This window comes from Cellulomonas sp. URHE0023 (genome assembly GCF_000688475.1).
In the GTDB taxonomy this organism is placed as follows: domain Bacteria; phylum Actinomycetota; class Actinomycetes; order Actinomycetales; family Cellulomonadaceae; genus Cellulomonas.
In genome coordinates this window covers 29,358-55,506 of record NZ_JIAN01000005.1, presented here as the reverse complement: position 1 = coordinate 55,506, position 26,149 = coordinate 29,358, and the positions used below count along the sequence as shown (strand labels likewise).

Annotated in this window: 21 protein-coding genes; 9 read left to right on the top strand and 12 right to left on the bottom strand. The window is 71.1% G+C overall.

The window, feature by feature from the left end; all coding sequences use genetic code 11:
* Position 1 precedes the first annotated feature (1 nt).
* Positions 2-1,228: a D-mannonate dehydratase ManD gene (gene manD / locus N553_RS0100270; RefSeq protein WP_028044875.1), complete on the bottom strand. Its 1,227-nt coding sequence runs from the start codon at positions 1,226-1,228 to the stop codon at positions 2-4.
* 291 nt (positions 1,229-1,519) lie between these two features.
* On the opposite strand from manD, the gene N553_RS0100265 reads away from it, so the two are divergent.
* From N553_RS0100265 to N553_RS20310, 5 genes are all read left to right on the top strand, one after another.
* Positions 1,520-2,518: a LacI family DNA-binding transcriptional regulator gene (locus tag N553_RS0100265; protein ID WP_197029872.1), complete on the top strand. Its 999-nt coding sequence runs from the start codon at positions 1,520-1,522 to the stop codon at positions 2,516-2,518.
* Between the two features lie 62 nt (positions 2,519-2,580).
* On the top strand, positions 2,581-3,819 hold the full coding sequence (locus tag N553_RS0100260; protein WP_028044873.1) for an extracellular solute-binding protein: 1,239 nt from the start codon (positions 2,581-2,583) through the stop codon (positions 3,817-3,819).
* Positions 3,820-3,821: 2 nt separating this feature from the next.
* Entirely contained in the window at positions 3,822-4,961 is a 1,140-nt protein-coding gene (locus N553_RS20315) for an ABC transporter ATP-binding protein (protein ID WP_051639714.1), read from the top strand.
* Positions 4,958-5,890, top strand: a complete 933-nt coding sequence (locus N553_RS0100250; RefSeq protein ID WP_231505119.1) for an ABC transporter permease — start codon at positions 4,958-4,960, stop codon at positions 5,888-5,890. Before N553_RS20315 ends, N553_RS0100250 begins: the two co-directional genes overlap by 4 nt.
* Complete coding sequence (locus N553_RS20310) at positions 5,890-6,825, top strand: ABC transporter permease (protein WP_081844293.1); 936 nt, start codon at positions 5,890-5,892, stop codon at positions 6,823-6,825. The genes N553_RS0100250 and N553_RS20310 overlap by 1 nt, the downstream gene beginning before the upstream one ends.
* A 78-nt stretch (positions 6,826-6,903) precedes the next feature.
* On the opposite strand, the gene N553_RS0100240 is transcribed toward N553_RS20310, so the two are convergent.
* The 5 genes from N553_RS0100240 to N553_RS0100220 form a co-directional block, all read right to left on the bottom strand.
* The gene (locus N553_RS0100240) at positions 6,904-7,932 is read right to left on the bottom strand and encodes a LacI family DNA-binding transcriptional regulator (protein WP_028044871.1); all 1,029 of its coding nucleotides are present in this window, start codon (positions 7,930-7,932) and stop codon (positions 6,904-6,906) included.
* Between the two features lie 121 nt (positions 7,933-8,053).
* Positions 8,054-8,974 carry a carbohydrate ABC transporter permease gene (locus N553_RS0100235; RefSeq protein ID WP_028044870.1) on the bottom strand — a complete coding sequence of 307 codons (921 nt, stop codon included), beginning with the start codon at positions 8,972-8,974 and terminating at the stop codon, positions 8,054-8,056.
* Positions 8,971-10,008 (bottom strand): carbohydrate ABC transporter permease, encoded by a 1,038-nt coding sequence (locus N553_RS0100230; RefSeq protein ID WP_028044869.1) that lies wholly within the window; start codon positions 10,006-10,008, stop codon positions 8,971-8,973. The genes N553_RS0100235 and N553_RS0100230 overlap by 4 nt, the downstream gene beginning before the upstream one ends.
* Before the next feature lie 149 nt (positions 10,009-10,157).
* Positions 10,158-11,462: an extracellular solute-binding protein gene (locus tag N553_RS0100225; RefSeq protein ID WP_028044868.1), complete on the bottom strand. Its 1,305-nt coding sequence runs from the start codon at positions 11,460-11,462 to the stop codon at positions 10,158-10,160.
* A 337-nt stretch (positions 11,463-11,799) separates the two neighbouring features.
* A complete protein-coding gene (locus N553_RS0100220; RefSeq protein ID WP_028044867.1) occupies positions 11,800-12,303 on the bottom strand; it encodes a DUF2505 domain-containing protein in 504 nt (167 codons plus the stop codon).
* A 101-nt stretch (positions 12,304-12,404) separates the two neighbouring features.
* Between N553_RS0100220 and N553_RS0100215 the strand changes: the two genes are divergently transcribed.
* Positions 12,405-13,895 carry a sensor histidine kinase gene (locus tag N553_RS0100215; RefSeq protein WP_028044866.1) on the top strand — a complete coding sequence of 497 codons (1,491 nt, stop codon included), beginning with the start codon at positions 12,405-12,407 and terminating at the stop codon, positions 13,893-13,895.
* An 89-nt stretch (positions 13,896-13,984) separates the two neighbouring features.
* Here the strand turns inward: N553_RS0100215 and N553_RS0100210 are convergent, their stop codons facing one another.
* Positions 13,985-14,233 carry a WhiB family transcriptional regulator gene (locus N553_RS0100210; RefSeq protein ID WP_028044865.1) on the bottom strand — a complete coding sequence of 83 codons (249 nt, stop codon included), beginning with the start codon at positions 14,231-14,233 and terminating at the stop codon, positions 13,985-13,987.
* 382 nt (positions 14,234-14,615) lie between these two features.
* On the opposite strand from N553_RS0100210, the gene N553_RS0100205 reads away from it, so the two are divergent.
* A complete protein-coding gene (locus N553_RS0100205) occupies positions 14,616-15,017 on the top strand; it encodes a hypothetical protein (protein ID WP_028044864.1) in 402 nt (133 codons plus the stop codon).
* Here the strand turns inward: N553_RS0100205 and N553_RS0100200 are convergent.
* The 5 genes from N553_RS0100200 to N553_RS0100180 all read right to left on the bottom strand — a co-directional run bounded on the left by N553_RS0100200 (position 15,002) and on the right by N553_RS0100180 (position 23,968).
* A complete protein-coding gene (locus N553_RS0100200) occupies positions 15,002-18,550 on the bottom strand; it encodes an FtsK/SpoIIIE domain-containing protein (protein ID WP_028044863.1) in 3,549 nt (1,182 codons plus the stop codon). The two genes, N553_RS0100205 and N553_RS0100200, sit on opposite strands and share 16 nt — an antisense overlap.
* 79 nt (positions 18,551-18,629) lie before the next feature.
* Positions 18,630-21,158 carry an FtsX-like permease family protein gene (locus N553_RS0100195; protein WP_028044862.1) on the bottom strand — a complete coding sequence of 843 codons (2,529 nt, stop codon included), beginning with the start codon at positions 21,156-21,158 and terminating at the stop codon, positions 18,630-18,632.
* Entirely contained in the window at positions 21,158-21,943 is a 786-nt protein-coding gene (locus N553_RS0100190) for an ABC transporter ATP-binding protein (protein WP_028044861.1), read from the bottom strand. Before N553_RS0100190 ends, N553_RS0100195 begins: the two co-directional genes overlap by 1 nt.
* A 115-nt stretch (positions 21,944-22,058) precedes the next feature.
* A complete protein-coding gene (locus N553_RS0100185; RefSeq protein ID WP_028044860.1) occupies positions 22,059-22,769 on the bottom strand; it encodes a response regulator transcription factor in 711 nt (236 codons plus the stop codon).
* Positions 22,766-23,968 carry a sensor histidine kinase gene (locus N553_RS0100180; RefSeq protein WP_028044859.1) on the bottom strand — a complete coding sequence of 401 codons (1,203 nt, stop codon included), beginning with the start codon at positions 23,966-23,968 and terminating at the stop codon, positions 22,766-22,768. Before N553_RS0100180 ends, N553_RS0100185 begins: the two co-directional genes overlap by 4 nt.
* A 142-nt stretch (positions 23,969-24,110) precedes the next feature.
* Here N553_RS0100180 and N553_RS0100175 point away from each other — a divergent pair, with 142 nt between their 5' ends.
* Positions 24,111-24,812, top strand: coding sequence for a response regulator transcription factor (locus N553_RS0100175; RefSeq protein WP_028044858.1), 702 nt, complete (start codon positions 24,111-24,113; stop codon positions 24,810-24,812).
* A gap of 4 nt (positions 24,813-24,816) precedes the next feature.
* Positions 24,817-26,136 carry an ATP-binding protein gene (locus N553_RS0100170; protein ID WP_028044857.1) on the top strand — a complete coding sequence of 440 codons (1,320 nt, stop codon included), beginning with the start codon at positions 24,817-24,819 and terminating at the stop codon, positions 26,134-26,136.
* The last annotated feature ends 13 nt before the right edge of the window (positions 26,137-26,149 follow it).

Sequence of the window (26,149 nt, the reverse complement as noted above, 5' to 3'; positions counted from 1 at the left end):
CTCACCAGTCGTGGATCGTGCCGTCGAGAAGCCGGTTCACCGGCAGGTAGGCGGGCGTGTACTCGTACGCAGCCGCCGCCTCGTCGTCGAGCTCGACGCCCAGCCCCGGGTTCTCCCCGGGGTCGAGCAGTCCGTCGACGAACGTATAGCTGGTGCGGAACACCTCGAGCGTGCGCTCGTTGTGGAGCATCAGCTCCTGGATGCCGAAGTTGTGCAGCGCGATGTCGAGGTGCAGGGCCGCCGCCATGCCGACCGGCGAGATGTCGGTGGCTCCGTGGATCCCGGACCGGACTCCGTAGACCGCCGCGAAGTCGAGGATCTTGCGCAGGCCGGTGATGCCACCGGCATGGGTGGCCGACGACCGGACGTAGTCGATCAGCCGCTCGCTGATCAGCGTGCGGTAGTCGTGGACGCTGTTGAGCACCTCGCCGGTCGCCAGCGGTGTGGTCGTCTGTGACCGCACCCGACGCAGCGCTTCCTGGTCCTCGGCGGGGGTGCAGTCCTCGAGCCAGAACAGCCGGTGCGGCTCGAGTGCTCGGCCGAGCTGGGCGCCCTCGTTGGGGGTGAGCCGGTGGTGGGCGTCGTGCAGCAGCGGCAGCGCCTCACCGAACTCCGCCCGGACCGCCTCGACCACCGTGGGCAGGTGCCGGAGGTAGGCCTCGGTGTCCCACGCCTCCTCCACCGGGACGACCGAGCGTGCGGCCGGCTCGTAGTCGTAGCGCTCGCCGGCGCGCTGGTCGGTGCCGACGCCGTAGACCTTGCCCAGGCCGGGCACGCCGACCTGGATCCGGACGGCTCGAAAACCGTGGTCCAGCTGGTTGCGGATGGCGGTGAAGAGGGCCTCGACGGTGGTGCCCGAGGCGTGCCCGTAGGCCAGCGCACCGCGCCGGCTGCGGCCGCCGAGCAGCTGGTAGACCGGCACGCCGGTGCGTTTGCCGAGGATGTCCCACAGCGCCATGTCGACCGCCGCGATCGCGGCCATCGTGACCGGACCCCGGCGCCAGTACGGGCCGCGGTAGAGGTACTGCCACGTGTCCTCGATGGTGTCGGCCTCGCGGCCCACGAGCAGGGGGACGACGTGGTCGCGCAGGTAGGAGACGACGGCGAGCTCGCGTCCGTTCAGCGTCCCGTCCCCGAGGCCGACCACGCCGTCGGACGTCGTCAGCCGGAGCGTGACGAAGTTGCGGCCCGGGCTCGTGACGATGACCTCGGCGCGTTCGATCTTCATCGCGGGCCTCGGACCCGCACACAGGTCGTGGCGCCGGCGGCAGCGAGCATGTGCGTCTCCTCCTTGAAACGGCCTGAGTGTCGTCGGAACGACCTGCACAGCGTAGGCCCGGGACGGCGAAAATGGGCAAAATGCGATCTGACCTGGTAGTACGCGGGATCCTGGAGGGCGCAGCAGTGCCCTGAAGCCATTGCCGATGAATGACGCTTGACGAGTCGCTGCAATGGTTTGCATACTTGCCGCCAGCCACACTGCCGTGGCTGATGACACCGATGGAGGTGGGTCGTGCCGGTGACCGCGCGAGATGTTGCCCGCGTTGCGGGTGTCTCGATCTCCACGGTGTCGCGTGCGCTCGCCAAGCCGGACGAGGTGTCGCCGGAGACCCGGGACAAGGTGCTGAGCACGGCACGGGGGATGGGTTACCGCCCCAACCTCGCGGCCAGGGGCTTGATCACCGGCCGCACGGGGAACATCGGGCTGATGGTGCCCGACCTGGAGAATCCCTTCTTCGCCGCGGTGGCGAAGGGCGTCCAGGGCAAGGCGCGGACCGCCGGCTACGCGGTCGTCCTCGCCGACTCGGACGAGGACCCCAGCCGCGAGCGCGACCTCGTGCTCGGGATGGCCAGCCAGGTCGACGGTCTGATCATGTGCTCTCCGCGTGCCCCGGACTCCGTGATCCAGCAGCTGGCGGACGAGTGCACGATCGTGCTGGTCAACCGCGAGTGCGGCGGCCTTCCCACGGTGTCGATGGACAACCTCGACGGCATCCGGCAGGCGGTCAACCACCTGCGGGCCCTCGGGCACCGGACCATCGCCTGGGTCGGCGGACCGGTCACCTCCTGGTCCACGCAGCGCCGGCTCGAGGCACTGAAGTCGGTGACGGCGCAGGATCCCGAGCTCGAGGTGATCGACCTGGGCTCGTTCCAGCCCTATGTCTCGGGCGGGATCAGCGCGGGCGACCTGGTGATCGCGAGCGGGGCGACCGCCGTCCTGGCCTACAACGACCTCGTCGCCTTCGGCCTCCTCAAGCGGTTCCGCCAGCGCGGCGTCCGGGTGCCCGAGGACATCAGCGTCGTCGGCGTCGACGACATCCCGATGTCCACCCTCACCACGCCCGAGCTCACCAGCGTCGGCATCCCGCTGGTCAACTGCGGTCGCGCCGGCGTCGACATGCTGCTCAGCCTCGTCCGCGACCCGTCCACCCCTCCAGAGCACCACCACGACCTGACCTTCCGGTTGGTCGTGCGCGAGTCCACCGGTCCCGCCCCAGACGCCCACCCCGGGGTCTGAACGTCGCACCTCCCGTGTCGCCCGGGCCACCCACCGGGCGCAGACCAGAGAGAAGAACGCCGATGCGCGCACAACGTCCGCTCTACCTCCTCGCCAGCATCATGGCCGCCGGACTCATCGTGGCCGGCTGTTCCGCGCCTGGTTCGGAGGAGCCTCCGGCGAACGCGGCACCGAGCTCGTCGGCCGACGACGGAGGTATCCCCGAGACGCCGTCCAAGCCCGTCACCCTGAACATCCTCGACGTCGCGGGCAACCAGAAGCTCACCGGCGCGATGATCGACCAGTTCGTCGCCGACCACCCCGACATCATCTCCGGGGTCACCTGGGAGACCGCCGGCGCACCCGACCTCGTCGGGACCGTCAAGCCGCAGGTCGACAGCGGGAACCTGACCACCGACCTCGTCATGACGGGCACCGACGGCATGTCGGCCGGCGTGGAGCAGGACCTGTGGATCCCGGTGGCCGCGGACTACGCGGACCGGCTGTCCAACATGGACAACTACATCGAGCCCGCCGCGAACATGCAGAAGCTCGCGGGCGACTACGGCGTCGTCACCGTGTACTACCCCTCCGGCCCCCTCATGCAGTACGACCCGGCGGTCGTGAAGGACGTCCCGACGAACCCTCAGGAGCTGCTCGCCTGGGCCAAGGCGAACCCCGGCAAGTTCGGCTACGCGCGTCCCGCGAACTCGGGCCCCGGGCGCACCTTCCTGCAGGGCCTGCCCTACATGCTGGGCGACAAGGACCCGATGGACCCCGAGAACGGCTGGGAGAAGACCTGGGCCTACCTCGCCGAGCTGGGCCAGACGATCGACAGCTACCCGACCGGCACCGGCCAGGTCATCACCAACATGTCCGACGGCACCTGGTCCCTGATCCCCACGACGACCGGCTGGGACATCAACCCTCGGGCGCTCGGCACCGAGCCGGCCTCGATCGAGGCCGCACCGTTCGACGACTTCACGTGGGTCACCGACTCCCAGTACGCGGTGGTGCCGAAGGGGCAGAGCCCGGACAAGCTGTCCGCGATCCTCAACCTGCTGCAGTACATGCTCACGCCGGACGTCAACGCCATGGCCTACGACACCGGCTACTTCTACCCAGGCCCGGCGATCGAGGGGGCGACGCTCGACAAGGCTCCCCAGGCCAGCCAGGACGCCATCGCCGAGTTCGGGCGCGACTGGTACGACGACCTGATCGAGGAGCACCCGAAGGCCGCACCGCTCCCGCCGGCTCAGCTGGTCAAGGCGTTCGACATCTGGGACCGCGAGATCGGCTCCGGCAAGTTCGAGGCCAAGTAGCCATGGCCATCGCTGCCGGCACGTTCGAGTCGCTAGAGCTCCGCGGAGTAGGACGGAGCTTCGGTGGGGTCGACGCGCTGGTGGACCTCAACCTGATGGTCCGGGCGGGCGAGTTCATCGCGCTGCTCGGGCCGTCAGGGTGCGGCAAGTCCACCGCGCTCAACTGCCTCGCCGGGCTGCTCCCGCTCACGCACGGACAGATCCTCATCGACGGCGCACGGGTCGACACCCTGGCGGCCGAGGACCGCGGGTTCGGCATGGTGTTCCAGAACTACGCGCTCTTCCCGCACATGTCGATCGAGAAGAACATCGCGTTCGGCCTGGAGATGCGCCGCCTCCCCAAGCAGGAGATCAGGCGTCGCGTCGACGAGGCGGTCGCGCTGGTCAAGCTCGAGCAGCACGTGCACAAGCTCCCGGGCCAGCTCTCGGGCGGGCAGCAGCAGCGCGTCGCGATCGCGCGCGCCGTCGTGCTCGAGCCGCGGCTGGTGCTCATGGACGAGCCGTTGTCCAACCTCGACGCGAAGCTGCGCCTGGAGATGCGCACCGAGATCCGGCGGCTTCACCAGTCGCTCGGCCTGACGACGATCTACGTGACCCACGACCAGGAGGAAGCCCTGTCCATGGCGGACCGGCTCGTGGTCCTGCGGGACGGCCGGGTGCAGCAGATCGGCACACCCGCCGAGCTGCACGACGCGCCTCGGAACGCCCACGTGGCGGACTTCATGGGATACCGCAACCTGCTCGACCTGGTGATCACCTCGGTCGAGGGAACGTCCGTCACGGCGACCGACCAAGGCTTCACGTTGCGCGGCACGGCCGTCGATCCGGTCGCCGTCGGGGACAGGGTCCGAGCGGCCATCCGCCCCGAGGACCTCGTCGTCGTCCCGGCTTCGGAGGGAGCCTCCGACAACACCAACGTCGCCACCGTCTCGATCGTCGAGTACCACGGTCGCGAGTTCGCCGTCGGTGTCACGACGCCGAGCGGGCGGCTCCTGCACGTGCGGTCCGACCACGCCCCGGCCATCGGCAGCCCGGTCGAGCTCCGGGCAGACCCCGCGCGGGTGCTGGTCTTCCCCAGCGACCCGTCCGACGCGGCGGCACTGTCGGTCGAGGAACGAGAGCTGGAAGAGGTCCGGACGTGAGCGCCGTGACCGCCGGAGGCACAAGGACGCGCTCGACGGCCAGCCTGCGACACCGGTTGGCGGAGCGTGGCGTCGACTCGTCGCTGTTCATGCTGCTGCCGGCGATCGTCTTCGCGATCGCGCTGTTCATCTACCCGTTCTCCTACGGCATCGGCCTGACGTTCCAGCCCACGCTTGCCATGCAGGCGCAGTGGGGAGGAGGCATCTTCGCCAACTACGTGGCCTTCTTCCGTGACCCCTTCGTCTTCGAGTCGGTCTACCTCACGATGCGGCTCGCGCTGCCGGTCGCGCTGTTCAACGTCGCCGTCTCGGTCCCGCTGTCCTTCAAGCTGCGACAGCGGTTCCGGGGCAAGGAGACGCTGACGATGCTGCTGGTGCTGCCGATCACCCTCGGCACCGTGCTGACCGCGCAAGGTCTGCTGATCTTCGCGGGCCGGCAGGGCTGGCTCAACCGGTTCCTGCTGCAGATCGGCGTCATCGACCAGCCGCTGACCCTGGTGAACAACTACTGGGGTGTGTTCTTCTCGCTCGTCATCTCCGGTCTGCCGTTCGCCTTCCTGCTCATCTCGTCCTACCTGTCGGGCATCGACCCGTCCATCGAGGCGGCGGCCAAGACGTTGGGGGCGAACTGGGTGCAGCGCTTCCGCCGGGTGACCCTGCCCCTGCTGGCGCCCGGACTGGCGACGACGTTCATCCTGACGTTCGTGCTCGCCTTCAGCGTCTTCCCGTCGGCGCGCCTCGTGGGTGACGCGATGGGGGAGACGCGCGTGATGGCGCTGATGGGCTACCGGGCGTTCGCCGAGCAGCTCGACTACCCCATGGCCTCGACGATCGCGGTCATGATGGGCGTCGTCGAGCTCGTGATCGTGGCCATCGTGCTGGTGTGGCGGTCGTTCATGTACAAGGGCTCGACGGGAGGCAAGGGCTGATGGCCAACCAGACCCTCGACAGCACGGCCGTCGGTGCGGGCAACCCCGCACCGACGGCACCGAAGAAGAAGCGGTCGTCGCCGCACGTCGCACCGGGGGAGAAGTCGCTCGTCGCGCGGCCCTCGACCTGGTTCGTGTGGGCGGGCGCTGCGGCCTTCTTCATCTTCCTCATCGGGATCCTGCTCAGCGTCGTGGTCGACTCCTTCGGCGAGCAGTGGTTCACCACGTGGTTGCCCGCCGGGTTCTCGCCCGACTGGTACACCCAGGCCTGGGACCGCTTCGGCATGGCGTCGGTCATCGGCGTGACGCTCGTGGTCGCCCTGTCGGTCATCGTCATCTCGACGCTCGTCGGGGTCCCCGCGGCGTACATGCTGGCCCGCCGCAACTTCCCGTTCAAGAAGCTCGTGGCGGCGCTCTTCCTGCTGCCCGTGCTCATGCCGCCGATCACCTACGGCATCCCCCTGGCCACGGTGATGTACAACGTCGGCCTCGGACGCACCTTGACCGCCGTGATCCTGGTGAACCTGGTGCCGTCGATCCCGTTCGTGATCCTCACGATGACGCCGTTCATCGAGCAGATCAACCCGTCGATCGAGAACGCGGCGCGGATGTGCGGGGCGGACATGCGCCACATCCTCACCCGCATCCTGGCGCCCCTGCTGGTACCCGGGATCCTCGCCGCATCGATCCTGGTCCTGGTGCGGACCGTCGGCATGTTCGAGCTGACGTTCCTCGTCTCGGGTCCGAAGTCGGACACGCTGGTCGTCGCGATCTACCGTGCGATGACCGCCGCGGGTGGCGGCGAGGCGCGACAGCTCATCTCGTCGATGGCCGTCGTCTACACGGTGTCGATGATGGCGATCCTCATCGTCGCCCTGCGGTTCGTGAGCCCGACCCAGCTCGTCGCACGGGTCAAGGACTCGCGCGAGGACTGAGCCCCAGGCGGACCGGCCCGTCGGCAGGATCTGCGGATCCGGTCGACGGGCGTCGTCGTCGCTACGCCGGAAGCGTTGCTACGCGGACGCCCGGATGACCAGCTCGGGGGCGAAGATCAGCGGCTCTCCTGGAGGGGCACCGTTGAGCTGTGCGAGCAGGCGGGCTCCGGCGGCACGGGCCATCGCGACCACGGGCTGGATCACGGAGGTCAGCGGCGGAACGGTGGACGCGGCGACGCCCAGGTTGTCGTACCCCACCACGGCGACGTCCCCAGGCACGTCCTTGTTCAGCTCGGCAAGCACCCCGAGCGCGCCGGCTGCCATGAGGTCCGAAGCGATGAAGAGCGCGTCCAGGTCGGGGAACCGGGCCAGGATCTCGCGGGCGGCCGCCGCGCCGGAGGACAGCGTGAAGTCGCCGTAGACGATGGCGTCGTCGTCCATCCCGGCCTCGCCCATCGCGCTGCGCCACCCCGCGAGGCGGTCGATGCCACCGGACATGTCCTGCGGACCGGCGATGGTCCCGATGCGTTTGTACCCGCGTCCGATGAGGTGCCGGGTGGCGATGCGGCCACCCTCGACGTTGTCGGTGTCCACGTACTGCACGTGGCGGTCCTGCGCGGACAGCGGACGGCCGACGAACACGTTGGGCACCCGTGACGACTGCAGGGCCTGGTCGAGCTCGTCGTTGCGGTGGTGGGAGACCACGATCGCACCGTCGACGTGGCCGTTGCGCAGGTACCGGATGGTGCGCTCGCTCTCGCCGGGGCGGGCGATCACGAGGACGACCTGCACGTCCGAGTCGGCCAGCGAGGTGCTCAGCCCGTTGAGCGTCCCCGCGAAGAACGGGTCTGACAGGACCCGCTCGTCGGGCTCGGGCACCACCAGGGCGATCGAGTCGGTGCGCCGGGTGACCAGCGACCGCGCGGCGCGGTTGGGGGTGTACCCGAGGTCGGCGACGGCCAGCTCGACCGAGGCGAGCGCCTCGGGGGAGACCCGCAGACCGCCGTTGATGGCGCGGGACGCCGTCGACCGGGACACCCCTGCGCGCTCCGCCACCTGCTCGAGGGTCGGTGCCGCAGGTGCGTCCTGCGGGTGGTACGTGCTCACCGGACTTCCCTTCCGTGTGCGGTTGGCCCGTGTCGTGCCACGGCGGGCCGCCCAGCCATCGTCGGCGGGCTTGGGGTCCCGGCACCCCAACCTTAGGGGGGCGCCGGGACCAGGTACGGGCTCAGCCCTTGACGGCTCCGGCCATGATCCCGGCGACCAGGTGGCGGCCGGTGAACAGGAACAGGACCAGCAGCGGGATGGTCATCAGGAAGACGCCCGCCAAGACCAGCGAGTAGTCGACGAAGTAGTTCGCCTGCAGCAGCCTGATCGTCAGCGGGAGTGTGGGATTCTCGCTGCTCAGGACGATCGAGGGCCAGAAGAAGTTCACCCACTGCGCCACGAACGTGAACAGGGCGAGCATCGCGGCCGCCGGCCGGGCCGCCGGGAGCGCGATCGACCAGAAGGTGCGGATCATGCTGGCACCGTCCATGCGGGCCGCCTCGATCAGCTCGTACGGCAGCGCCTCCTCGAGGTACTGCGTCATCCAGAAGACGCCGAACGCGGTGACCAGACCCGGCACGATGACGGCCTGCAGCTTGCCGATCCAGTGCAGGTCGGTCATCAGGATGTACATCGGCACGACGCCGAGCTGCGTCGGGACCGCCATCGTGGCGATCACGAACACCAGGAGCGCGCCGCGTCCGCGGAACCGCAGCTTGGCGAACGAGAACCCGGCGAGCGTCGAGAAGAGCACCACCGACGTCGACGTGACGACCGAGATGATCACCGAGTTGGCGAAGGCCTTCCAGAAGCTGAACGCCTCCGAGTGGATGACCAGGCTGAAGTTGTGGAACAGCGTGGAGTCCGGCAGGAACTGCGGCAGGGCGTCCTGCGCGATCGAGATCGGGTCGGAGGACCCGATCACGATCGTGTAGTACAGCGGGGCGAGGCCGATGAACACGGCGAAGCCGAGCACCGTGTAGGTCAGCCAGCGGGGACGGCGGTCGTAGCCGCCTACCTTGGCGCGGCGCGAGGACTTGCGGGCCGCGGAGCGGGCGGCTCGGGGTCCGGCGGTCTGGGCGACTGTGGGGACGGAGCTCATGACGCCCTCCGGTTGGCTGCGGCGCGCTCGGCGGCACGACGGGCGCGCCGGCTGGGCACGCCGGAGCCTCCGGTCGCGATGCGTCGGGTGGCGGCAAAGTTGAGGAATCCGATGACGACGATGATGAGGAAGAGCAGCCACGCGACTGCGGCGGCACGTCCGAGGTTCTTCTGGTTGCCCCATCCGACGTCGTACAGGTACAGCGTCGTGGTCAGCCACTGCTTGGACGCTCCGCCGAGGCCGGTCGCGTCGTACACGCGCGGCTCGTCGAAGATCTGCAGGCCACCGATGGTCGCGGTGATCACGACGAAGATGATCGTCGCGCGGATCTGCGGGATGGTGACCGAGAAGAACTGACGCATCCGGTTGGCGCCGTCGATGATCGCGGCCTCGTACAGCTCACGAGGCACCGCCTGCATGGCGGCGAGGAAGATCAGGGTGTTGTAGCCGGTCCAGCGGAAGTTCACCATCGACGCGATCGCGATGTGGCTGGCAAGGACGTCGACGTGCCACTGCACGGCGGGCAGACCGATCGCCTCCAGCCCGGCGTTGATGAGGCCGGACTTGTCGGCGAACAGCCGACCGAAGATCATGCCGACCGCGACCGGCGCGACGACGTAGGGCAGCAGCACGCCCATCCGCCAGAACGTCTTCGAGCGCAGGTTCTGGTCGAGGAACGCCGCGAGCACGATGGCGGTGATGACCTGCGGGACGGACGAGAGGACGAAGATCGAGAACGTGTTGCGCAGCGACGTCCAGAAGTGCGGCTGGGCGAAGACGTCCGTGTAGTTCTTGAGGCCGACAAACTCGCCCTGGCCGAACAGCAAATTCCAGGAGTGCATCGACACGTACGCCGTGAAGACGATCGGGAACAGGCCGGTGATGAGGAACAGGATGAAGAACGGCGAGATGTAGAGGTAGGGCGAGAACTTCACATCCCAGCGTCCGAGCCGCTGGTTGAAGCCGACCCGGCGGGACTGCCGGGGGGGTGCGGTCGCCGCGTCCTGCGCGGCGTCGCGAGTCGGTGTGAGCATTAGACGACCTCGAGACGGAGTGGAGACGGACGAAGCCCGGTGCGGTCCGGTCGGCGGATCGCACCGGGCTTCGGTCGGGGTCCGGGGCGGCCCGTCAGACCGGCCCCGGGTCGCCGGCCGGGACACTCAGGTCCCGGCCGGCGGGTGGGTCACAGGCCCAGTGCAGAGAAGTCCGAGAGGACGGTCTGCCACGAGGTGGCCGGGTCCACGTTCTCGTACTCGACGCGCTTGATGCCGTCCTGAACCGTCTGGTGCACCGAGAAGTAGTTCGGGCCCTTGAACGGGATGACGTCGATCGCGGCGATGCGGTCGGTGAAGATGGCGCCCTTGGGGGCGTCGTTGAAGAACGGAGCAGTCGCAGACTGCACCTCGTCGGACTTCTGTGCCTCGAGCTGGCTCGGGAAGTTGCCCGTCTTGATGAACGCCTTGGTCTGGATCTCCGGCGAGGTCAGCCACGCCGCGAGCTCCTTGGCCTCAGCCGTGTGCTTGCCGGAAGCCGGCACCGTCAGGTACGAGCCGCCCCAGTTGCCGCCGCCGCCGGGGAAGGCGTTGGCGATGTTCCAGCCGGTGACGCCGCCGGCGCGCTCCTCGATCGGGCCGGTCATCCACGACGGGCAGAGCATCGTCGCGAAGCCGTTCGACTGGAACGCGGCGTCCCAGTCACCCGTCCACTGGTCGAGCTTGGCGGACAGCGCCTGGACCTCGGGCGACGTGACCTTGTCGTACAGCTTCTGGATCTCGGCGTTGTCCGCGAGGTCGGTCGCGGTGCCGTCGTCCGGGTTCTCGTACGCGGCCTTGACCTGGTTGATCATGCCCTGGTAGGTCGCGACGCCGGAGTCGAACCACGCGGAGTCAGACGCGTTGACGAACTTCGTGCCGAGCGCGAAGTAGTCGTCCCACGTGCCCACCTCGGCCGCGACGGCGTCGGGGTCGCTCGGCAGACCGGCGGCCTCGAACAGGTCCTGCCGGTAGCAGATCGCCTCGGGGCCGGTGTCGGTGCCGTAGCCGAGCAGCTTGCCGTCGTCGAGCGTCGCGTTACCCACCACGGCGTCGGACCAGCGGCCCTCGACCGCCGGGTCGGCCAGGTCGACGAACTCGTCCGGTGCCTGGCGCAGCTCAGGCAGCCAGTCGATCTCGATGGCCTCGATGTCGGCCAGTCCCTCGCCACCTGCGGCGAGCTTCGTCGTGAGGTTCGTGCGGGCGTCCTCGGACTTGGCGGCCTTGGTCTGCTTGACCGTGACGTTCGGGTGGTCCTTGGTGTACTCCGCGAAAAGCTCGTCGCTGTAGCCGAAGTCGTTGAACGTCGCGACGGTGAGGGTGATCTTCTCGTCGGAGGAGGCGGACGACTCGTCGTCGCTGCTGCCCCCGTCTCCCGAGGAACATGCCGTGGCGAGCAGGGCGATGCTCGCGGCACCCGCAGCTGCCGCCCACATCTTGCTTGAGGTCTTGCGCACAATGACTCCCTTGTCAGTCGGACGGCGTCTTCGCCGTAACCCGAGGGCTCCCGTGGTCCGTACGCCGCTGGCGTGTCCGGACGTCAGGTGGGCCTGGTGGACCCGGCGTGGTCGCGCTCCCATCCGCAGTCTGCGGGAGCGTTCCCACGCGTTGCGAGAACTGTCGTCGGCGGCCCCTCGGGTGTCAAGCATCACGTCGGGGACAGGTGGTGTGGTAGCGATCCCACGGTAGGGAAACTGCAGGTCAGAAGGCCTTTACCGGTACGGACGTGTTACCGAATCGTTACGGCTGGTGCATTGTTCGTAACCAACGGACGATCGGGCCGAGGAACGGCGCTCACGCGTGGTCGGCGATCCAGCGTCGTGCCACGTCCTGCTCCACCTCGAGCGCCGCCTTGACGGCGCCCGCCGCGGCGTTCTCGATCGCCGAACCGAACAGGGGCAGCGTCGAGCGCAGATCGCCGTCGTAGCTGACGGTGCTCGCGCCCGGCCCCGTGGGCACGAGCCGGGTGCGTCCGCTGAGCCGAACTGGCGCTCCGGCGATGTCCAGGACCACCGTGCCGACCCGTGAGCCGTCTGCCGCGGCCGCCTCCCACGCCTCCACCTGCCTGACGTCGATGCTGTTCCCGACGAAGCCGCGCAGGTGCGAGGGGATCTGGTCGGTCGGCAGCGAGCGCCGGGTGGTGACCGTGAACTCCGCGTCGGGGGACCCCGTGATGTCCACGTGCTGCTCGAGGGCACCGCTCGCCCGGACCTTCGCGTGGACGTAGTCCGGATCGCTCAGCAGGAGGGCCGCGTCATGGGCTCCGGTCGGCAGTTCCAGGGTCACGTTCAGTCGCACGATGAAGATCCTTAGCACGCGTGTGATGGTCGTCCGAGGGTAGCCGAGCGCCACCCTGAGCACCGTGCCCGGTGCCGGCCGCCGCCACCTACCCTTGTCCCGTGTCCACACTGAGCACTCTCGTCGCTCGTCATGCGGCTCTCGACGGTCCCGACCTCGAGTGGCTCCACCTCCTGGTGGGGGACTGGCAGGTGCTCTCCGACCTCGCGTTCGCTGATCTGGTGCTCTGGCTGCCGACCGCGGACGGCGACTTCGTCGCGGTCGCCCAGTGCCGGCCCTCGACGGGCGCCACGGTGCACTACGACGACGTGGTCGGTGCGACCGCGCCGGACGGTCAGCGTCCCCAGCTGCAGCGATCCCTCGACGAGAGGGCGGCGCAGCGGTCGCGCGAGCCTCGCTGGTTCGGCTCCTACGCCGTGCGGGAGGAGGCCGTGCCGGTCGTCCGCAACGGCCGACCGATCGCCGTCCTCGCACGCCAGACCAATCTCGGCGGCGCCCGCACTCCGAGCCGCCTGGAGCTCAACTACGTCGAGGCTGCCGACGACATCTTCGCGATGGTCGGCCGGGGAGAGTTCCCTGCCCTGGACGCGCCCACCGGCCCACGTCGCGGTGCCCCTCGGGTGGGCGACGGGCTCGTCCGGCTCAACTCCGAGGGCGAGGTGCTCTACGCCAGCCCCAACGCCCTGTCCTGCTTCCACAGGCTCGGGGTCGTCGGGGACCTGGTCGGCCGGTCTCTGGTGGAGGTCACAGCGGACCTGGTCTCGCAGGAGGAGGTCACGGTCGACGAGTCGATGCCGTTGGTCCTCATGGGTCGTGCGCCGTGGCGGGTCGACGTCGAGTCGCGCGGGGTGGCGCTGTCGCTGCGGTCCGTCCCGCTCACCGAGCACGGGCAGCGCGTCGGTGCGGTGCTCCTGTGCCGCGACGTCTCCGAGCTGCGCCGGCGCGAGCGTGAGCTGATCACCAAGGACGCGACGATCCGCGAGATCCACCACCGCGTGAAGAACAACCTTCAGACGGTGGCGGCCCTGCTACGGCTCCAGTCGCGCCGGATGAGCAGCCCGGAGGCGCGCGAGGCGCTGGGTGAGGCCATGCGGCGCGTGGCGACGATCGCCCTGGTGCACGAGACCCTCTCGCAGACGCTGGACGAGTCCGTGCCGTTCGACGACCTGGTCGGTCGCAGCCTGCGCCTCGCCGCCGACGTCGCGACGGAGGGTGCGCACGTCCGCACGACCGTGCGCGGGTCGTTCGGGTCGATCCCGGCGGGGGACGCCACCGCGCTCGCGCTGATCCTCACCGAGCTCGTCACCAACGCCGTCGAGCACGGGTTCGAGGGCCGTGAGACCGGCACGGTCGAGGTCATCGTCGAGCGGCAGGACGACACGATCCGTGTCGAGGTGGCCGACGACGGTTCAGGCCTGCCCGCCGACCGGTCGAGCGGCGCCGGCTCGGGGCTGGGTACGCAGATCGTCTCGACCCTCGTGACGAACGAGATGCGCGGCACGATCGCCTGGTCCAACCGCGAGAGCGGTGGCACGTCGGTCGTCATCGAGGCCCGGTTGCGAGCACCCCGAGAGGCGGGGACGCTCATCTGACCGGCGACCGGTGAGTGACCCCGGTCGCAGCGGAACGCACGAACGCCGCGCTCCCTCGAGGAGAGCGCGGCGTTCGGAGTGGTGCGGAGTCAGCCCGCGCGACGCTGGCGCGCGGTGCGGCGCTTGAGGGCGCGGCGCTCGTCCTCGGACAGGCCGCCCCAGACGCCTGCGTCCTGGCCGGTCTCGATGGCCCACTTCAGGCAGGTGTCGACGACGGGGCAACGGCGGCAGACGCCCTTGGCCTCCTCGATCTGCAGCAGGGCGGGTCCGGTGTTCCCGATGGGGAAGAAGAGCTCCGGGTCCTCGTCGAGACACGCCGCGCGGTGGCGCCAATCCATGAGTTCTCTCCTAGGCACACGTCGGTCCGGCGCACGGGGTGGAGGCGCGCGGAACACGGCATGAAATCGGGGGGTTTTGTGCGGGGACGTTGTTGCTCCTTCAAGAGTCACACCGGTCCGTCGTCCGCACAAGGGGTTACGGGGAGGTTTCATGTCGGTAACGACTGAGGCGTTCGTCACACCGGCTTTCCCGGCCCGGGTGAGCCACGTCACGGTGTCGCCGCAGGTCGGAGGCCATATAGGACATACGTCCAGGTCAGCGCGTCGCGCTGACCTCGTCTTTCGCAACATGTGGTGTACGAGAACGCCTCTGTGACGTGGTATCGCGGGGCCACGCGCAGGGCCTGTGATACGTGCCGGGGGCACTCTCTAGGCTTCTCGCGTGAACGACACCCGCCCGCCCCTCCTTGTCGCCGTCTGCTCGTTCGTGGTCGTGGAGGCCGCGGCGTTCGCAGGGCTCGGACTGGCCGTGGCCGCTGAGCTGGTGCGTGGCCGAGCGACGATGCCGGGCGCCACCGCCTTCCTCGCCCTGTGCGCGCTCGGTGTCGCCGCACTGCTCGGGCTCTGCGCCCGGGGACTGTGGCGCGGGCGGCGCTGGGCGCGGTCGCCCGTGATGATGTGGCAGATCCTCCTGGTCGTCCTGGCGGTGGGCTGGTACAGCGCGGAACCCTCCGCCTGGGCGCTCGTGGTGATCGGGTTGTCGGTCGCGATCGGTGTCGGGCTCCTGCTCCCCGCCGTCGTCCGCGCCACCACCCCGGCCCGTGAGGATCACGCCGGGTCGTAGACCTGCACGGGCGTCACCGCGCGCCCGACCACCAGCGCACCGCGGCCGGCGGTGCGTCTCCCGGGGTCCGCCAGCCACCTCGACCGGATCCCGACCAGCTCGGCAGACGCGGCGTCGTGGAGGTCCAGGACCAGGACGCGGCGGCGGCGCAGCAGCTCGGGGAGCGCGCCGCGGTAGGCACCGGCGGCGGCGTGTGCCGTGCTGGTCGCCACCACCCGCCGGACCAGGGTGTCGCCGAGGTCCGGGTGCTCGCGCTCGAGCTCGTCGAGATCGTCGACCAGCAGCGTCACCGTGTCGTCGAGGCCGGACACCTCGCCGGGCGTCGTCGTCGGGATGCCCGCCAGCACGGGAGACGATGGGCCGGTCCTGAGCAGGCGCACGGTCCGGCCGGCCCGCACCAGACCGCGCGCGACCACCGCGAGCGCGGAGCTGCGTCCTGACCCGGGCGGTCCGGCGATCAGCAGCCCCTGCGAGACGTCGACACCGATGGGCTCGGCATCGTCGCTCCCGGGTCCCAGCAGGACGTGCCACGCATCGGGTCGCACCGTGCGCGGACGCACCGTGCGCGGACCGGCGTCGGGCAACGGACACGCCCGAGGCAGACGCCGCACGCGGACGACGGCTGGGTCAGGGGTGGCCTGCGTATGCACGGCTTCCGACGGGAGGGCCACCTGGACCAGCTGCGCGCCGCCGGGACCGAGGTGGATGGCGCGACCAGCCGTGTCGCGGGGCCCAGCGAACACGGACGGCACCCCGGCGAGCGAGTCGAGCAGCTGGTCCGCGAGAGGGAGCACCACGCGGTCCCGGAACGCCCCGGCGTGCTGCGCCGCGACGGCACCGACGTCCGCGCTCGCCGCCACGGCCGCACCGCCGAGGGCTCGCCCGCCGCGCCAGAAGGCCGTCAGGCGATCGGCACCGGCGCCCCGAGCCAGCTCCCCGAGGGCGCCGAGCACCAGGTCGACCCGGTCGACCAGCAGCACGCTCGGCCGACCTTGCGACCGGTCGAGCAGCTCGAGCAGTCGGGCGGTCTCGACCGCGTCGTCGACCCCGAGCAGGGTGCCCAGGATCCCGTGCTCGTCCCCGGCGCGCAGTCGGGCGGCCGAGTCCTCCGGGAGCCCGAGGGCGTGCACGGCCCAGCCCTGCGCGAGCGCCCCCAGGCCTACGGTGACCAGAGTCGTCGATCGCCCGGACCGTGGCCCGCCCAGGACCAGCAGGTGGCCGGTCGACGGATCCCAGCGGACGGCTCCGCGGCGCTGCTCGTCGGGCAGGTCCGCCACGGCGAGCGCCACCCCGGGACCCAGGTCGACGTCTTCTGCGGCGACGACGCTCGGCAGAGCGGGCAACCACGGTGGCCTGCTCGTCGGCCGTGGTGTTGCGGCCTCGACGGCGGCGGCCACCCACGCGGGCGCGGCGTCGGTGTCGCGGCCCTGGGACCCTGGCGTCCAGCGGGTCACGGAGGAGCCCCACGGCGCCGCGAGCCGCGCTGGTGCCACCTGCGGTGCGGTCGTCGCACGTGCCACCTGCACCACCTCGGCTGCACGCGAGCCCCGGCGGACCAGTGCGCGACCGGGCGTACCGGGGTCGATCGCCGCTGCGTCCGGGACGTCGAGCACGTCCACGGAGTCCGCTGGGTCGGCGACGCGCAGGGCGATGCGCAGGCTGACGTTCGCGCGCAGGTCCGCACCGACGGCTCCCGCGGGCCGCTGCGTGGCCAGCACCAGGTGCACGCCCAGCGCACGGCCCTGTGCTGCCAGCCGGGCCAACGCGGCGGACGCCTCAGGCACGTCCTCCGTGAGTGCCCGCAGCTCGTCGACGACCACGAGCAGGCGTGACGGGGTCGCAGGCGCCTGCGGGTCCAGCTCCGCGATGTCACGCGCACCGGCGGCCACGAGCAGACGCTCGCGTCGGCGCAGCTCTGCGCGCAGCCCGCTGAGCACGCGGTGCGCCTGCGGTGCATCGAGGTCGGTGACGTGCTCGAGGACGTGCGGCAGCCCGGCGACTGCGCCCAGTCCTGTGCCGCCCTTGAAGTCGACCAGCAGGATCGAGAGCCGCTCCGGGGGATGGGTCAGCGCTACGGCCAGGACGAGCGTGGTGAGCAGCTCGGACTTTCCCGCCCCGGTGGTCCCGGCCACCAAGGCATGCGGTCCGTCGGCCACGAGGTCGACCGTGAACGGCCGACCGGCGGCACCGTCACCCAGCGCGACCACCAGCCCCGGCCGCGGTTCGTCCCACGCCGACGAGACCGCACAGGCTTCGGCCGCCGGTATGCCGGGCTGCGCGCCGAGCGTGGCCTGCGCGGCGAGCTCGCTGCCGGACGTGCGGACGGCGCCCAGCCCCGCGGCTCTGCGGAGCTGTGCCTCCGCGGTCCGCTCCGTCACGGCGTGCCGGCGTATCAGGGACGTCGCGCCCTGCGGACCGTGCACCCGCACCGATCCGCGAGACACCTCGATCCGGGACCGGCACCACGCAGGGACGTCCGCCGCACGTGCTGCGAGCACCACGGCACGCTGCGCGGGCGGCGCCGCGGACCGCCAGAGCGCGAGGGCAGCGGGGTCGGGCGGGCCGTCGACGACCACGACCGCCGACCCCTCGTCGAGCCCTGGGAGCCCTGCGGTGCCTGCCCCGGCCCAGACGCACCACGACCAGTCGTGCAGGTGGAGGCTGTGAACGGAGAGCGGTCGGTGCGCGTGCGTGCCCAGCGCCGCGAGGACGGTGGCCCGTGCGACGGGCAGGGCGAGCGCCCGTGGGCCGACGATCGCGACCGTGCCACCGTCGTCCCACGGGACCGCTGCCTCGATGGGCTCGTCGTCGGGCCGTGCTCGTACCGTCGCCGCTTCCAGGGCGGCCGGGTCAGCGGGTGCCGACGCGCCATCGGAGTCCTGCCGTCGCCTCCGGAGCCGAAGCGCGCCGAGCGGTCCCACCAGGCCGACCAGTGCGAGCAGCGGCTGGTGCAGCGCGACGGCGAGCGCCGCGGACCCGATCAGCGGCGTCAGCCACGTCGCGACGGGCGGTCGCGCAGGGGCAGGGGCGACCCGGCTGGGTTCCGCGGGTGTGCGCGGCCGGACGGCATACGTCGTGTCGCCGCGGATGTGCTCTGCGTCCGGTCGCCAGCGGGGCGACGGCCGACCTCTGCGAATTCGGACCCGGTCGCCGCGGCGACGCACGGCAAAGCCGGGTGCCACCTCCAGGGTCTCGTTGTCGCGCAGCCCCAGGCGCACCCCGCAGTCCGGCCCCGCGACGACCGCGACGTGCCAGTCCGCCCGCAGCGCCTCCTCGGCCGACGGGCGTGCGTCGGGTCCGAGGCTCAGCACGCAGCCGTGCACCAGAGGTACGTGACCGGCCACGTGGGAGTCGTCGAGGACCTGCTGCGCGACGAAGACCCGGTGGGCGCTGCTCGCCCAGGCCGGGTCACCGCTCAGCCTCGCGAGCGCGGGCCGCAGGAGGGCCAGAGCGGTCCCGGGCAGGACCTCGACGTCCGTCGTGACCGTGCCCGCTCCGCGATCGGGGTCTGGGTGGAGCAGGGTGAGGCGCACCCGGAGACGATGCCCCGTGGGAGTACGCCGCGGAACGGCCCTGTGGACGGCCTGAGCCGTCCACAGGGCCGGGGTCGGCTCAGTCCACCGAGAGTGCTGCGACCGGCGAGGTGCGGGCTGCGGCCCGACCGGGGAGCACCGACGCGAGCAGCCCAGCCACGAGCGCGACGAGGAAGACGAGCACGAGATCGCGCCACGGCACATTCAGGAGCACGTCCCCGACGTTGCCGAAGACCACCACCGCTCCAGCCCAGCCGTAGAGCAGACCGAGGCCCGCGCCGAGCAGTGCCCCGACCCCCGCGATGAGCATCCCCTCGAGCGCGAGCATCCAGCGCAGCTGACGGCGCGACAGGCCGATCGCCCGGAGCGTCGCAGACTCGCGGCGCCGTTCCAGCACGGACAGCGACAGGGTGTTCGCGACGCCGATGAGCGCGATGACGACGGCCACGGCGAGCAGGCCGACGACGATCCCGAGCATCGCGTCCACGAACCTCTCGTTGCTGACCCGCTCGGCGGCGGCGCTGGAGACCTCCAGAGCCCCGTCGGGAAGCGCAGCGCGGACGTCCTGCAGGACGGTTGCCGGGTCGGCGCCCGGGTCGAGCGACACCCAGACCGTGGACACCGGTGCGTTCGGCGCGATCTGGTCGAGCATCGAGGTCGTCACGATCGCCCGGTACCCGCCGAGGTCGGACGTCACGGCACGCAGCTGGACGGGAGGCCCGTCGGGGCCCCTGTTCCAGTCCGCGTCAAAGGTCACCGACCTCACGGTGGCGTCGCCGGCCAGCTTGTCGTCGTACGACGCCGGCAGGAGCAGCGTCCCGTCGTCGAGGCTGTCGACGAGCGAGGCGTCGCGGACCACCGATGCTGCCGCGTCCCCGTCGACGGCCGCGACCGTCACGGTGTCGCCCTCGCTTCCGTCGAACTCGACCATGGCGGTCCGGACCAGCACGGACTCCCGGATACCGTCGACGCCGTCGAGCGCACGCTGCACACCTGCCTCGTCCAACCGTTCCGTGCCGTCCGCCTGGTGCCCCTCCACGACCAGGTCGACCGGATAGTGGGCGTCGAGCTCGTGGTTCATCGTGGTGCGCGCGCTCGCGGCACCCGTGCTCATCATCACGACGAGCGTGACGCCGATCAGCAGCGCAGTGCTGGTGGCCGCCGTCCTGCGCGGGTTGCGCACCGTGTTCGCGGCGGCGATGCGGGCGCTGGTCCCGGTCGAGGCGAGCCCCCGACCGAGCAGCGCGACGATGCGCGGGACCCAGAACACGGCTCCGAGCAGCACCCCGACGAACGAGAGGGCCCCGGCCAGGGTCCCGATCCCGAGCAGGAGGGTGGCGTCACCGGTGCCTCGGCCGGCCGCCGCGGAGGCGAGCAGGAGCACACCCCCACCGCCGAGGACGAGCAGCAGCGAGACGCCCAGCCGGACGCGTCCTGCGCGGGCGCCCACCGCGGGAGCGTCCGCGGGTCGAAGAGCCGCGATCGGCGCAACCCGGGTGGCCTCGCGTGCAGGCACGAGCGACGCGAGAAGGGTGACCAGCGTCCCGACCAGCAGGGGGACGAGGACGACGGCCGGCGTGATGCTGACCGTCGACGGGAGCGGGACGTCCAGGTCGGCGCGGTTCAGCACGGTGAGCGCACCCTGGGCGAGCGCCGTTCCGGCCACCAGACCCACGAGGGCGGCCCCCGCCCCCAGGATGGTCGCCTCGAGCAGCACAGACCCGCGGAGCTGACGCTTGGTCGCTCCGACGCAGCGGAGCAGCGCGAGGGTGCGGGTGCGCTGCGCGACAAGCACCTGGAACGTGTTGGCGATGACCAGGGCCGCGACCAGCATGGCGACGGCTGCGAAGCCCAGCACCACCGTGACCAGGACGTTGCCGCCGTCGGACAGTTCTGAGACGGCCGCTGCGGCGGCCTCGTCCTTGGTGAGCACCCGGGCGTCGCCGACCAGCGGGCTCAGCGACTCGCGAAGCTCTGTGGGTGTCACGCCATCCGACGCGGCGACGAGCGTCGTGCCGGAGTCGTCGAGGCGCTCGCCCGACCAGGCGCTGATGTCCGACGAGGTCACGAGACCCGCTCCGCCCTCCTGCGACCACGCGTTCCGCGGGTCGTCGGTGATCCCGGTGACGTCGAAGTCCTGGGACGAGCCGGCAGCCTCGGGGGACAGGACGGTGACCTTGTCACCGACGCCGACGCCGAGCGAGGACGCGGTCGCCGGCGGCAGGGCGATCTCGTGCTCGGACGTCGGAGCGGCGCCCTCGGACACGGTGAGCGAGCCCAGCCGGGGGTCCGACGGGACGGGCAGCATGATCTGGAGATGCGCCTGACCGTGGGCTCGGAGCTGGAACATCACCGCCGTGAGCGGGTCGGCCGCAGCGACGTCGGGCTGGCGCAGGAGCTCGCTGCGTTCCGCCGTCGACAGGTCGCCCTCCACGACGACGTCAGCGTCGCCGTAGGCCGCCGCGATCGCGTCGTACCCCGCGCGTGTGATGACGCCACCGGCGATGAGGGTTGCTGCGAGGAAGGCGGCGCCGATCGCGATGGCGATGGCCGCGGCGGAGAGTCGGCCCAGGCTGCGGCGCATCTGGGAGAGCGTGAGGCGCAGCATCAGCGGACCGCCGGCTGCTCGAGCGTGCGCAGAGCCTCGAGGCCCATGAGCACGGACTCAGGGGTCGGGTTCTCGATGTCCCCGGCGATCCGTCCGTCGGCCAGGAGGACCACCCGGTCCGCGTACGCGGCGGCGGTCGGGTCGTGCGTGACCATGATGATCGTGCGGCCCAGCTCGCGGACGGAGCGCCGCAGGAAGCTCAGCACCTCCGCGCCCGACCGGGAGTCGAGGTTGCCGGTGGGCTCGTCGGCGAACACGACCTCGGGCTTGGCGATGAGGGCACGCGCGATGGCGACGCGCTGCTGCTGGCCGCCGGACAGCTCGCTCGGTCGGTGCGTGAGCCGCTGCCCGAGCCCGAGGGTCTCGACGAGCGTGTCGAACCACGGTCGGTCCACGGGCGAACCCGCAAGCTCGAGCGGGAGCAGGATGTTCTGCTCGGCCGTGAACATGGGCAGGAGGTTGAACGACTGGAACACGAAGCCGACGCGGTCGCGCCGGAGCCGGGTCAGCGCGTCGTCGCCGAGCGAGGTGATCTCGGTGTCGCCCAGCCGCACGGTGCCGGAGGTCGCCTGGTCCAGGCCGGCGAGCACGTGCATGAGCGTCGACTTGCCCGAGCCTGAGGGGCCCATGATCGCGGTGAACGCACCGGCGGCGAAGTCGATGTCGACCCCGTCGAGTGCATGCACCGCCGCGGCGCCGCGGCCGTAGACCTTCGTCAGGGACCGGGCGCAGGAGGCGCTCGAAGCGGGTGTCTGCTCGGTCGGGCGGTACACGGTCGTGTCCACGGGTGCGGCTCCTTCGGGAGGTGACGGGCTTGACGTCCTCGACGCTACGGAGCGGTGCGAGACCGGCACATCAGGCCACGGTGTCGCCTCGCGTCATCCCGTGGTCGCACGCACCTCACGAACCGGGTCGTACCAGGCCGGTCTCGTACGCGACCACGACGGCCTGTACGCGGTCGCGTGCGTGCAGCTTGGCCAGGATGCGTCCGACGTGCGTCTTCACGGTCGCCTCGGCGACGAACAGGTCCTGACCGATCTCGGTGTTGGACCGGCCACGGGCCATGAGGACGAGCACCTCGCGCTCGCGGTCGGTGAGGTCGGCGACCGCCCTGTGCGCCGGGTCGGTCGGCCGCCCGGGCTCGTCGGGCGGCAGCGCGGTGACCAGGTGCTCCAGGAGGCGGCGCGTGCTGGACGGGGCGATGACGGCGTCTCCGCGGTGCACCGTGCGGATCGCCCCGAGCATCTCCTCGGGGGGAGCGTCCTTCAGCAGGAACCCGCTGGCGCCCGCACGGATCGCGGACAGGACGTACTCGTCGAGGTCGAACGTGGTGAGCACGATGACCTTGGGCGCCGGGGACTCGTCGGTGCCTCGCGCGACGATCTCGGCGGTCGCGGCCAGGCCGTCCATGGTCGGCATCCGGACGTCCATGAGCACGACGTCGACGACTCCGGGATGGGTTGCGGGATCCAGGGCGCGCACCGCGTGCGACCCGTCACCGGCCTCGACGACCACCTCGAGGTCGGGCTGGCTGTCGATGACCATGCGGAATCCCGCGCGAACGAGCTGCTGGTCGTCGACGAGGCCGACACGGATCATGTGGTCGGTCATCTGTTCTCCTGGGTGCTGCCGGGCGGGGTCGGGAGCTGCGCCCGGACGCGGAAGCCTCCGCCGGGGCGCGGGCCCGCGCTCACGGTGCCCGCGAACATCGTCGCGCGTTCGCGCATCCCGAGCAGACCCTGTCCGAGACCGTCGGAGTCAGCCGACGCACCGCGGCCGTCGTCACTCACCTCGAGCACGATCCCGTCGGGAAGCCACTGCACGAGGACGGACACGAGCGGGTCCGGTCCCGCGTGCTTGAGCACGTTGGTGAGCGCTTCCTGCGCGATCCGGTAGACGGTCAGACCTGCCCCCGGGGGGAGGGTCCGGGGGGTTCCCATGCGCACGATCGAGACCCGCATGCCGTTCGACCGCATCTGGTCGACGAGCGTGCCGACGTCGGACTCGGCCGGCTGCGGCTCGAACTCGAGCGACGGGGCGTGCGAGCCACGAAGGACGCCGAGCAGGCGTCGCATGTCCGTGAGGGCGGCCCGACCGGTCTCCCCGATGGTGCCGAGCGCGCGCGTTGCCGCCGAGGGATCAGCCGACGCCGCGTACCTTCCGCCGTCGGCCTGAGCGATCATCACGGTCAACGAGTGGGCGACGATGTCGTGCATCTCCCGGGCGATGCGCGCACGCTCCGCTGCGGTCGCGATCTGCGTCTGCTGGTCCCGCTCCACCTCGAGGCGTCGTGCACGGTCCTCGAGCGCCTCGATACGTTCTCTGCGGGAGCGCCGGACCAGGCCGAACGCCCACACAGCGAGCGCGGTGACGCTCGTGAACACCGCAGCCGTCACGGCCGCGGGGTCGTTCCAGCCGCGCAGCAACAACCCGAGGAGCACCGAGCCGAGCAGCGCCCCCACCATCGCGACCCGGTGCGCCCAGCGCGGCCCGTGCACGGTGACCGAGTAGAGGGCGATGAGCACCATCGCGTCCGCGGGGAACAGCAGGGGTGTTCCGAACAGCATCTGCGCGAGTGCGACCGAGTAGATCGTCGCTGCCGAGGCCGTGGGTCGCACGCGCCGCCATGCGACGGGGACCACCAGCGCGAGGGTGAACACGGCCGACACCTGGACGTTCGCGTACGAGCCTGCGGTGCCGAGCACGATCGACAGGGGAACCGTGACGAGCAGCAGCATTCCCGCGATGGTCGCGTCGACGACGAACCGGTGCGCCTCGTCCCAGCGCAGCAGCCGCTCCCAACTCGTCACCCCCCGAGGGTAGGGGCGTGCCCGTCGGTCGTCGTGCCCCCGCGGGCGGACCGTGGGTCGGCCACCGTCCACCCTCAGATGCAGACGAGGGTCACAGCGATCCACTGGCGGACGACACCGTCCCGTGACCTAGCATGGGCGAATGACCCACGTGTTGCTGGCCGAGGACGATCCCGCGATTGCCGAGCCTTTGGCTCGGGCGCTCGGGCGTGAAGGTTATGACGTGCGCGTGCAAGGAACGGGTCAAGGCGCGATCGATGGCGCCGCAGCCGCGGACCTGATCGTGCTCGACCTCGGGCTCCCCGACATGGACGGCCTGGACGTCGCCCGCGCGATCCGCAACCTCGGGCTCACCACGCCGCTGCTCGTCCTCACGGCGCGTGCCGACGAGGTCGACCTGGTGGTCGGGCTCGACGCCGGCGCCGACGACTACGTGACCAAGCCGTTCCGCCTCGCCGAGCTGCTGGCACGCGTCCGGGCGCTGCTGCGCCGGAGCGTCGGGGAACCGGGTGACGAGGACGAGGTCCACGCCCAGAACGTCCGCGTCGACGTCGCCGCGCACCGCGCGTTCCAGGGTGAGCGCGAGCTGCACCTGACCGCCAAGGAGTTCGACCTGCTGCGCGTCCTCGTCGGTGCCGCAGGCACGGTCGTCGCCCGCGAGACCCTCATGCGCGAGGTGTGGGGCTCCGACCCGACAGGCTCCACCAAGACGCTGGACATGCACGTGTCCTGGCTGCGTCGCAAGCTCGGCGACGACGCCAACGCGCCGCGGTACGTCACGACGGTCCGCGGCATGGGCTTCCGCTTCGAGACCGGCAGCGCGAGCAGCAGCACGAGCGGCTGAGGCGTTGCGTCGTCGCGTCCTGCAGGCGACGATCGCGGCGGTCACCGTCGCGGTCGTCCTGCTGGGCTTCCCCCTGGCGTTCCTCGGTGCACAGCTGGTGCGCGAGAACGAGATGCAGGCACTCAAGGCGCGCGCCGACTCGGTGGCGCGCTCGGTCGACTTCCGCATGCAGCAGAACATCGTCCTGACCGACCGCATGCTCGAGAACGCGACCGGCGGCCCCGGCGACATCCCCGCGTCGGTGACCGTCCAGGCGCCCGACGGTGAGATCTACCAGGCCGGCGACCACGTGCAGGGTCGCAGCCTGTCCGTCACGGTGACCTCCCAGGCGGGCGCGGTCGTCAACCTCTACGTCTCGTGGTGGGACGTGTTCTGGCTGAGCGCCCGGGTGATCGCGCTCGTCGTCGCGGCCGCCGTGGTCGCCTTCGCTGCCGGCATCGCGATGGCGATCTGGCAGGCCAACCGCCTCACGGCTCCGCTCGTCTACCTCGCCGCCTCGGCCGAACAGCTCGGCGCCGGCCAGGTGCGCCCTCGCCTCGAGCCCTCGGGGGTCGAGGAGATCGACCTCGTGGCGGCGGAGCTGGCCCGCAGCGCCGACCGGATGGCGGCACGCCTGGCGGCCGAGCGGCAGTTCGCGTCCGACGCGTCGCACCAGCTGCGTACGCCGCTGACCGCGCTGACGATGCGGCTCGAGGAGATCATGCTCGCCACGGACGACGCCGCGGTCAGCGAGGAGGCGCGCATCTCGCTCGAGCAGGTCGAGCGTCTGGTCCGCGTGGTCGACGACCTGCTGGCCAGCTCGCGACGCGCACAGGGTGGGACGACCGAGGCGATCATGCTCGTCGACGTGGTGCGCCAGCAGGAGGAGGAGTGGCAGCCGACGTTCGACGTCGTCGGCCGACACATCCGCGTCGAGGTGGACCCCGCCACCCAGGTGCTCGCGACGCCGGGCGCACTCGCGCAGGTGCTCGCGACCCTCATCGAGAACTCCCTCAAGCACGGCGCCGGCACCACGACCGTCCGCGCGCGCACAGGTGGCCCGTCCGGTGCGGTCGTGGTGGAGGTCGCCGACGAGGGCGCCGGTGTTCCCGACGACCTCGCACCGCGCATCTTCGAGCGCGAGGTCACCTCAGGACGGGGGACCGGCCTCGGCCTGGCGCTGGCCCGCGACCTGGCCTCGGCGGACGGCGGACGGCTCGAGCTCGCACAACGGCGTCCCGCGGTCTTCGCCCTGTTCCTGTCGGGTGTGCCGTCCTCCATGCGCCCGGACGTCGTCGTCCCCATGGGCACCGTGGTGACCCGCCCGGACCGCCGCCGCCGTTAGCTCGTCCCTGTGC

Excerpts from the sequence above, each read along its gene's own strand:
- N553_RS0100185 (WP_028044860.1), bottom strand. The coding sequence starts at position 22,769 with ATGACCGACCACATGATCCGTGTCGGCCTCGTCGACGACCAGCAGCTC.
- N553_RS0100195 (WP_028044862.1), bottom strand. The coding sequence starts at position 21,158 with ATGCTGCGCCTCACGCTCTCCCAGATGCGCCGCAGCCTGGGCCGACTC.
- N553_RS0100230 (WP_028044869.1), bottom strand. The coding sequence starts at position 10,008 with ATGCTCACACCGACTCGCGACGCCGCGCAGGACGCGGCGACCGCACCC.
- manD (WP_028044875.1), bottom strand. The coding sequence starts at position 1,228 with ATGAAGATCGAACGCGCCGAGGTCATCGTCACGAGCCCGGGCCGCAAC.
- N553_RS0100260 (WP_028044873.1), top strand. The coding sequence starts at position 2,581 with ATGCGCGCACAACGTCCGCTCTACCTCCTCGCCAGCATCATGGCCGCC.
- N553_RS20310 (WP_081844293.1), top strand. The coding sequence starts at position 5,890 with ATGGCCAACCAGACCCTCGACAGCACGGCCGTCGGTGCGGGCAACCCC.
- N553_RS0100210 (WP_028044865.1), bottom strand. The coding sequence starts at position 14,233 with ATGGATTGGCGCCACCGCGCGGCGTGTCTCGACGAGGACCCGGAGCTC.
- N553_RS0100235 (WP_028044870.1), bottom strand. The coding sequence starts at position 8,974 with ATGAGCTCCGTCCCCACAGTCGCCCAGACCGCCGGACCCCGAGCCGCC.
- N553_RS0100175 (WP_028044858.1), top strand. The coding sequence starts at position 24,111 with ATGACCCACGTGTTGCTGGCCGAGGACGATCCCGCGATTGCCGAGCCT.
- N553_RS20315 (WP_051639714.1), top strand. The coding sequence starts at position 3,822 with ATGGCCATCGCTGCCGGCACGTTCGAGTCGCTAGAGCTCCGCGGAGTA.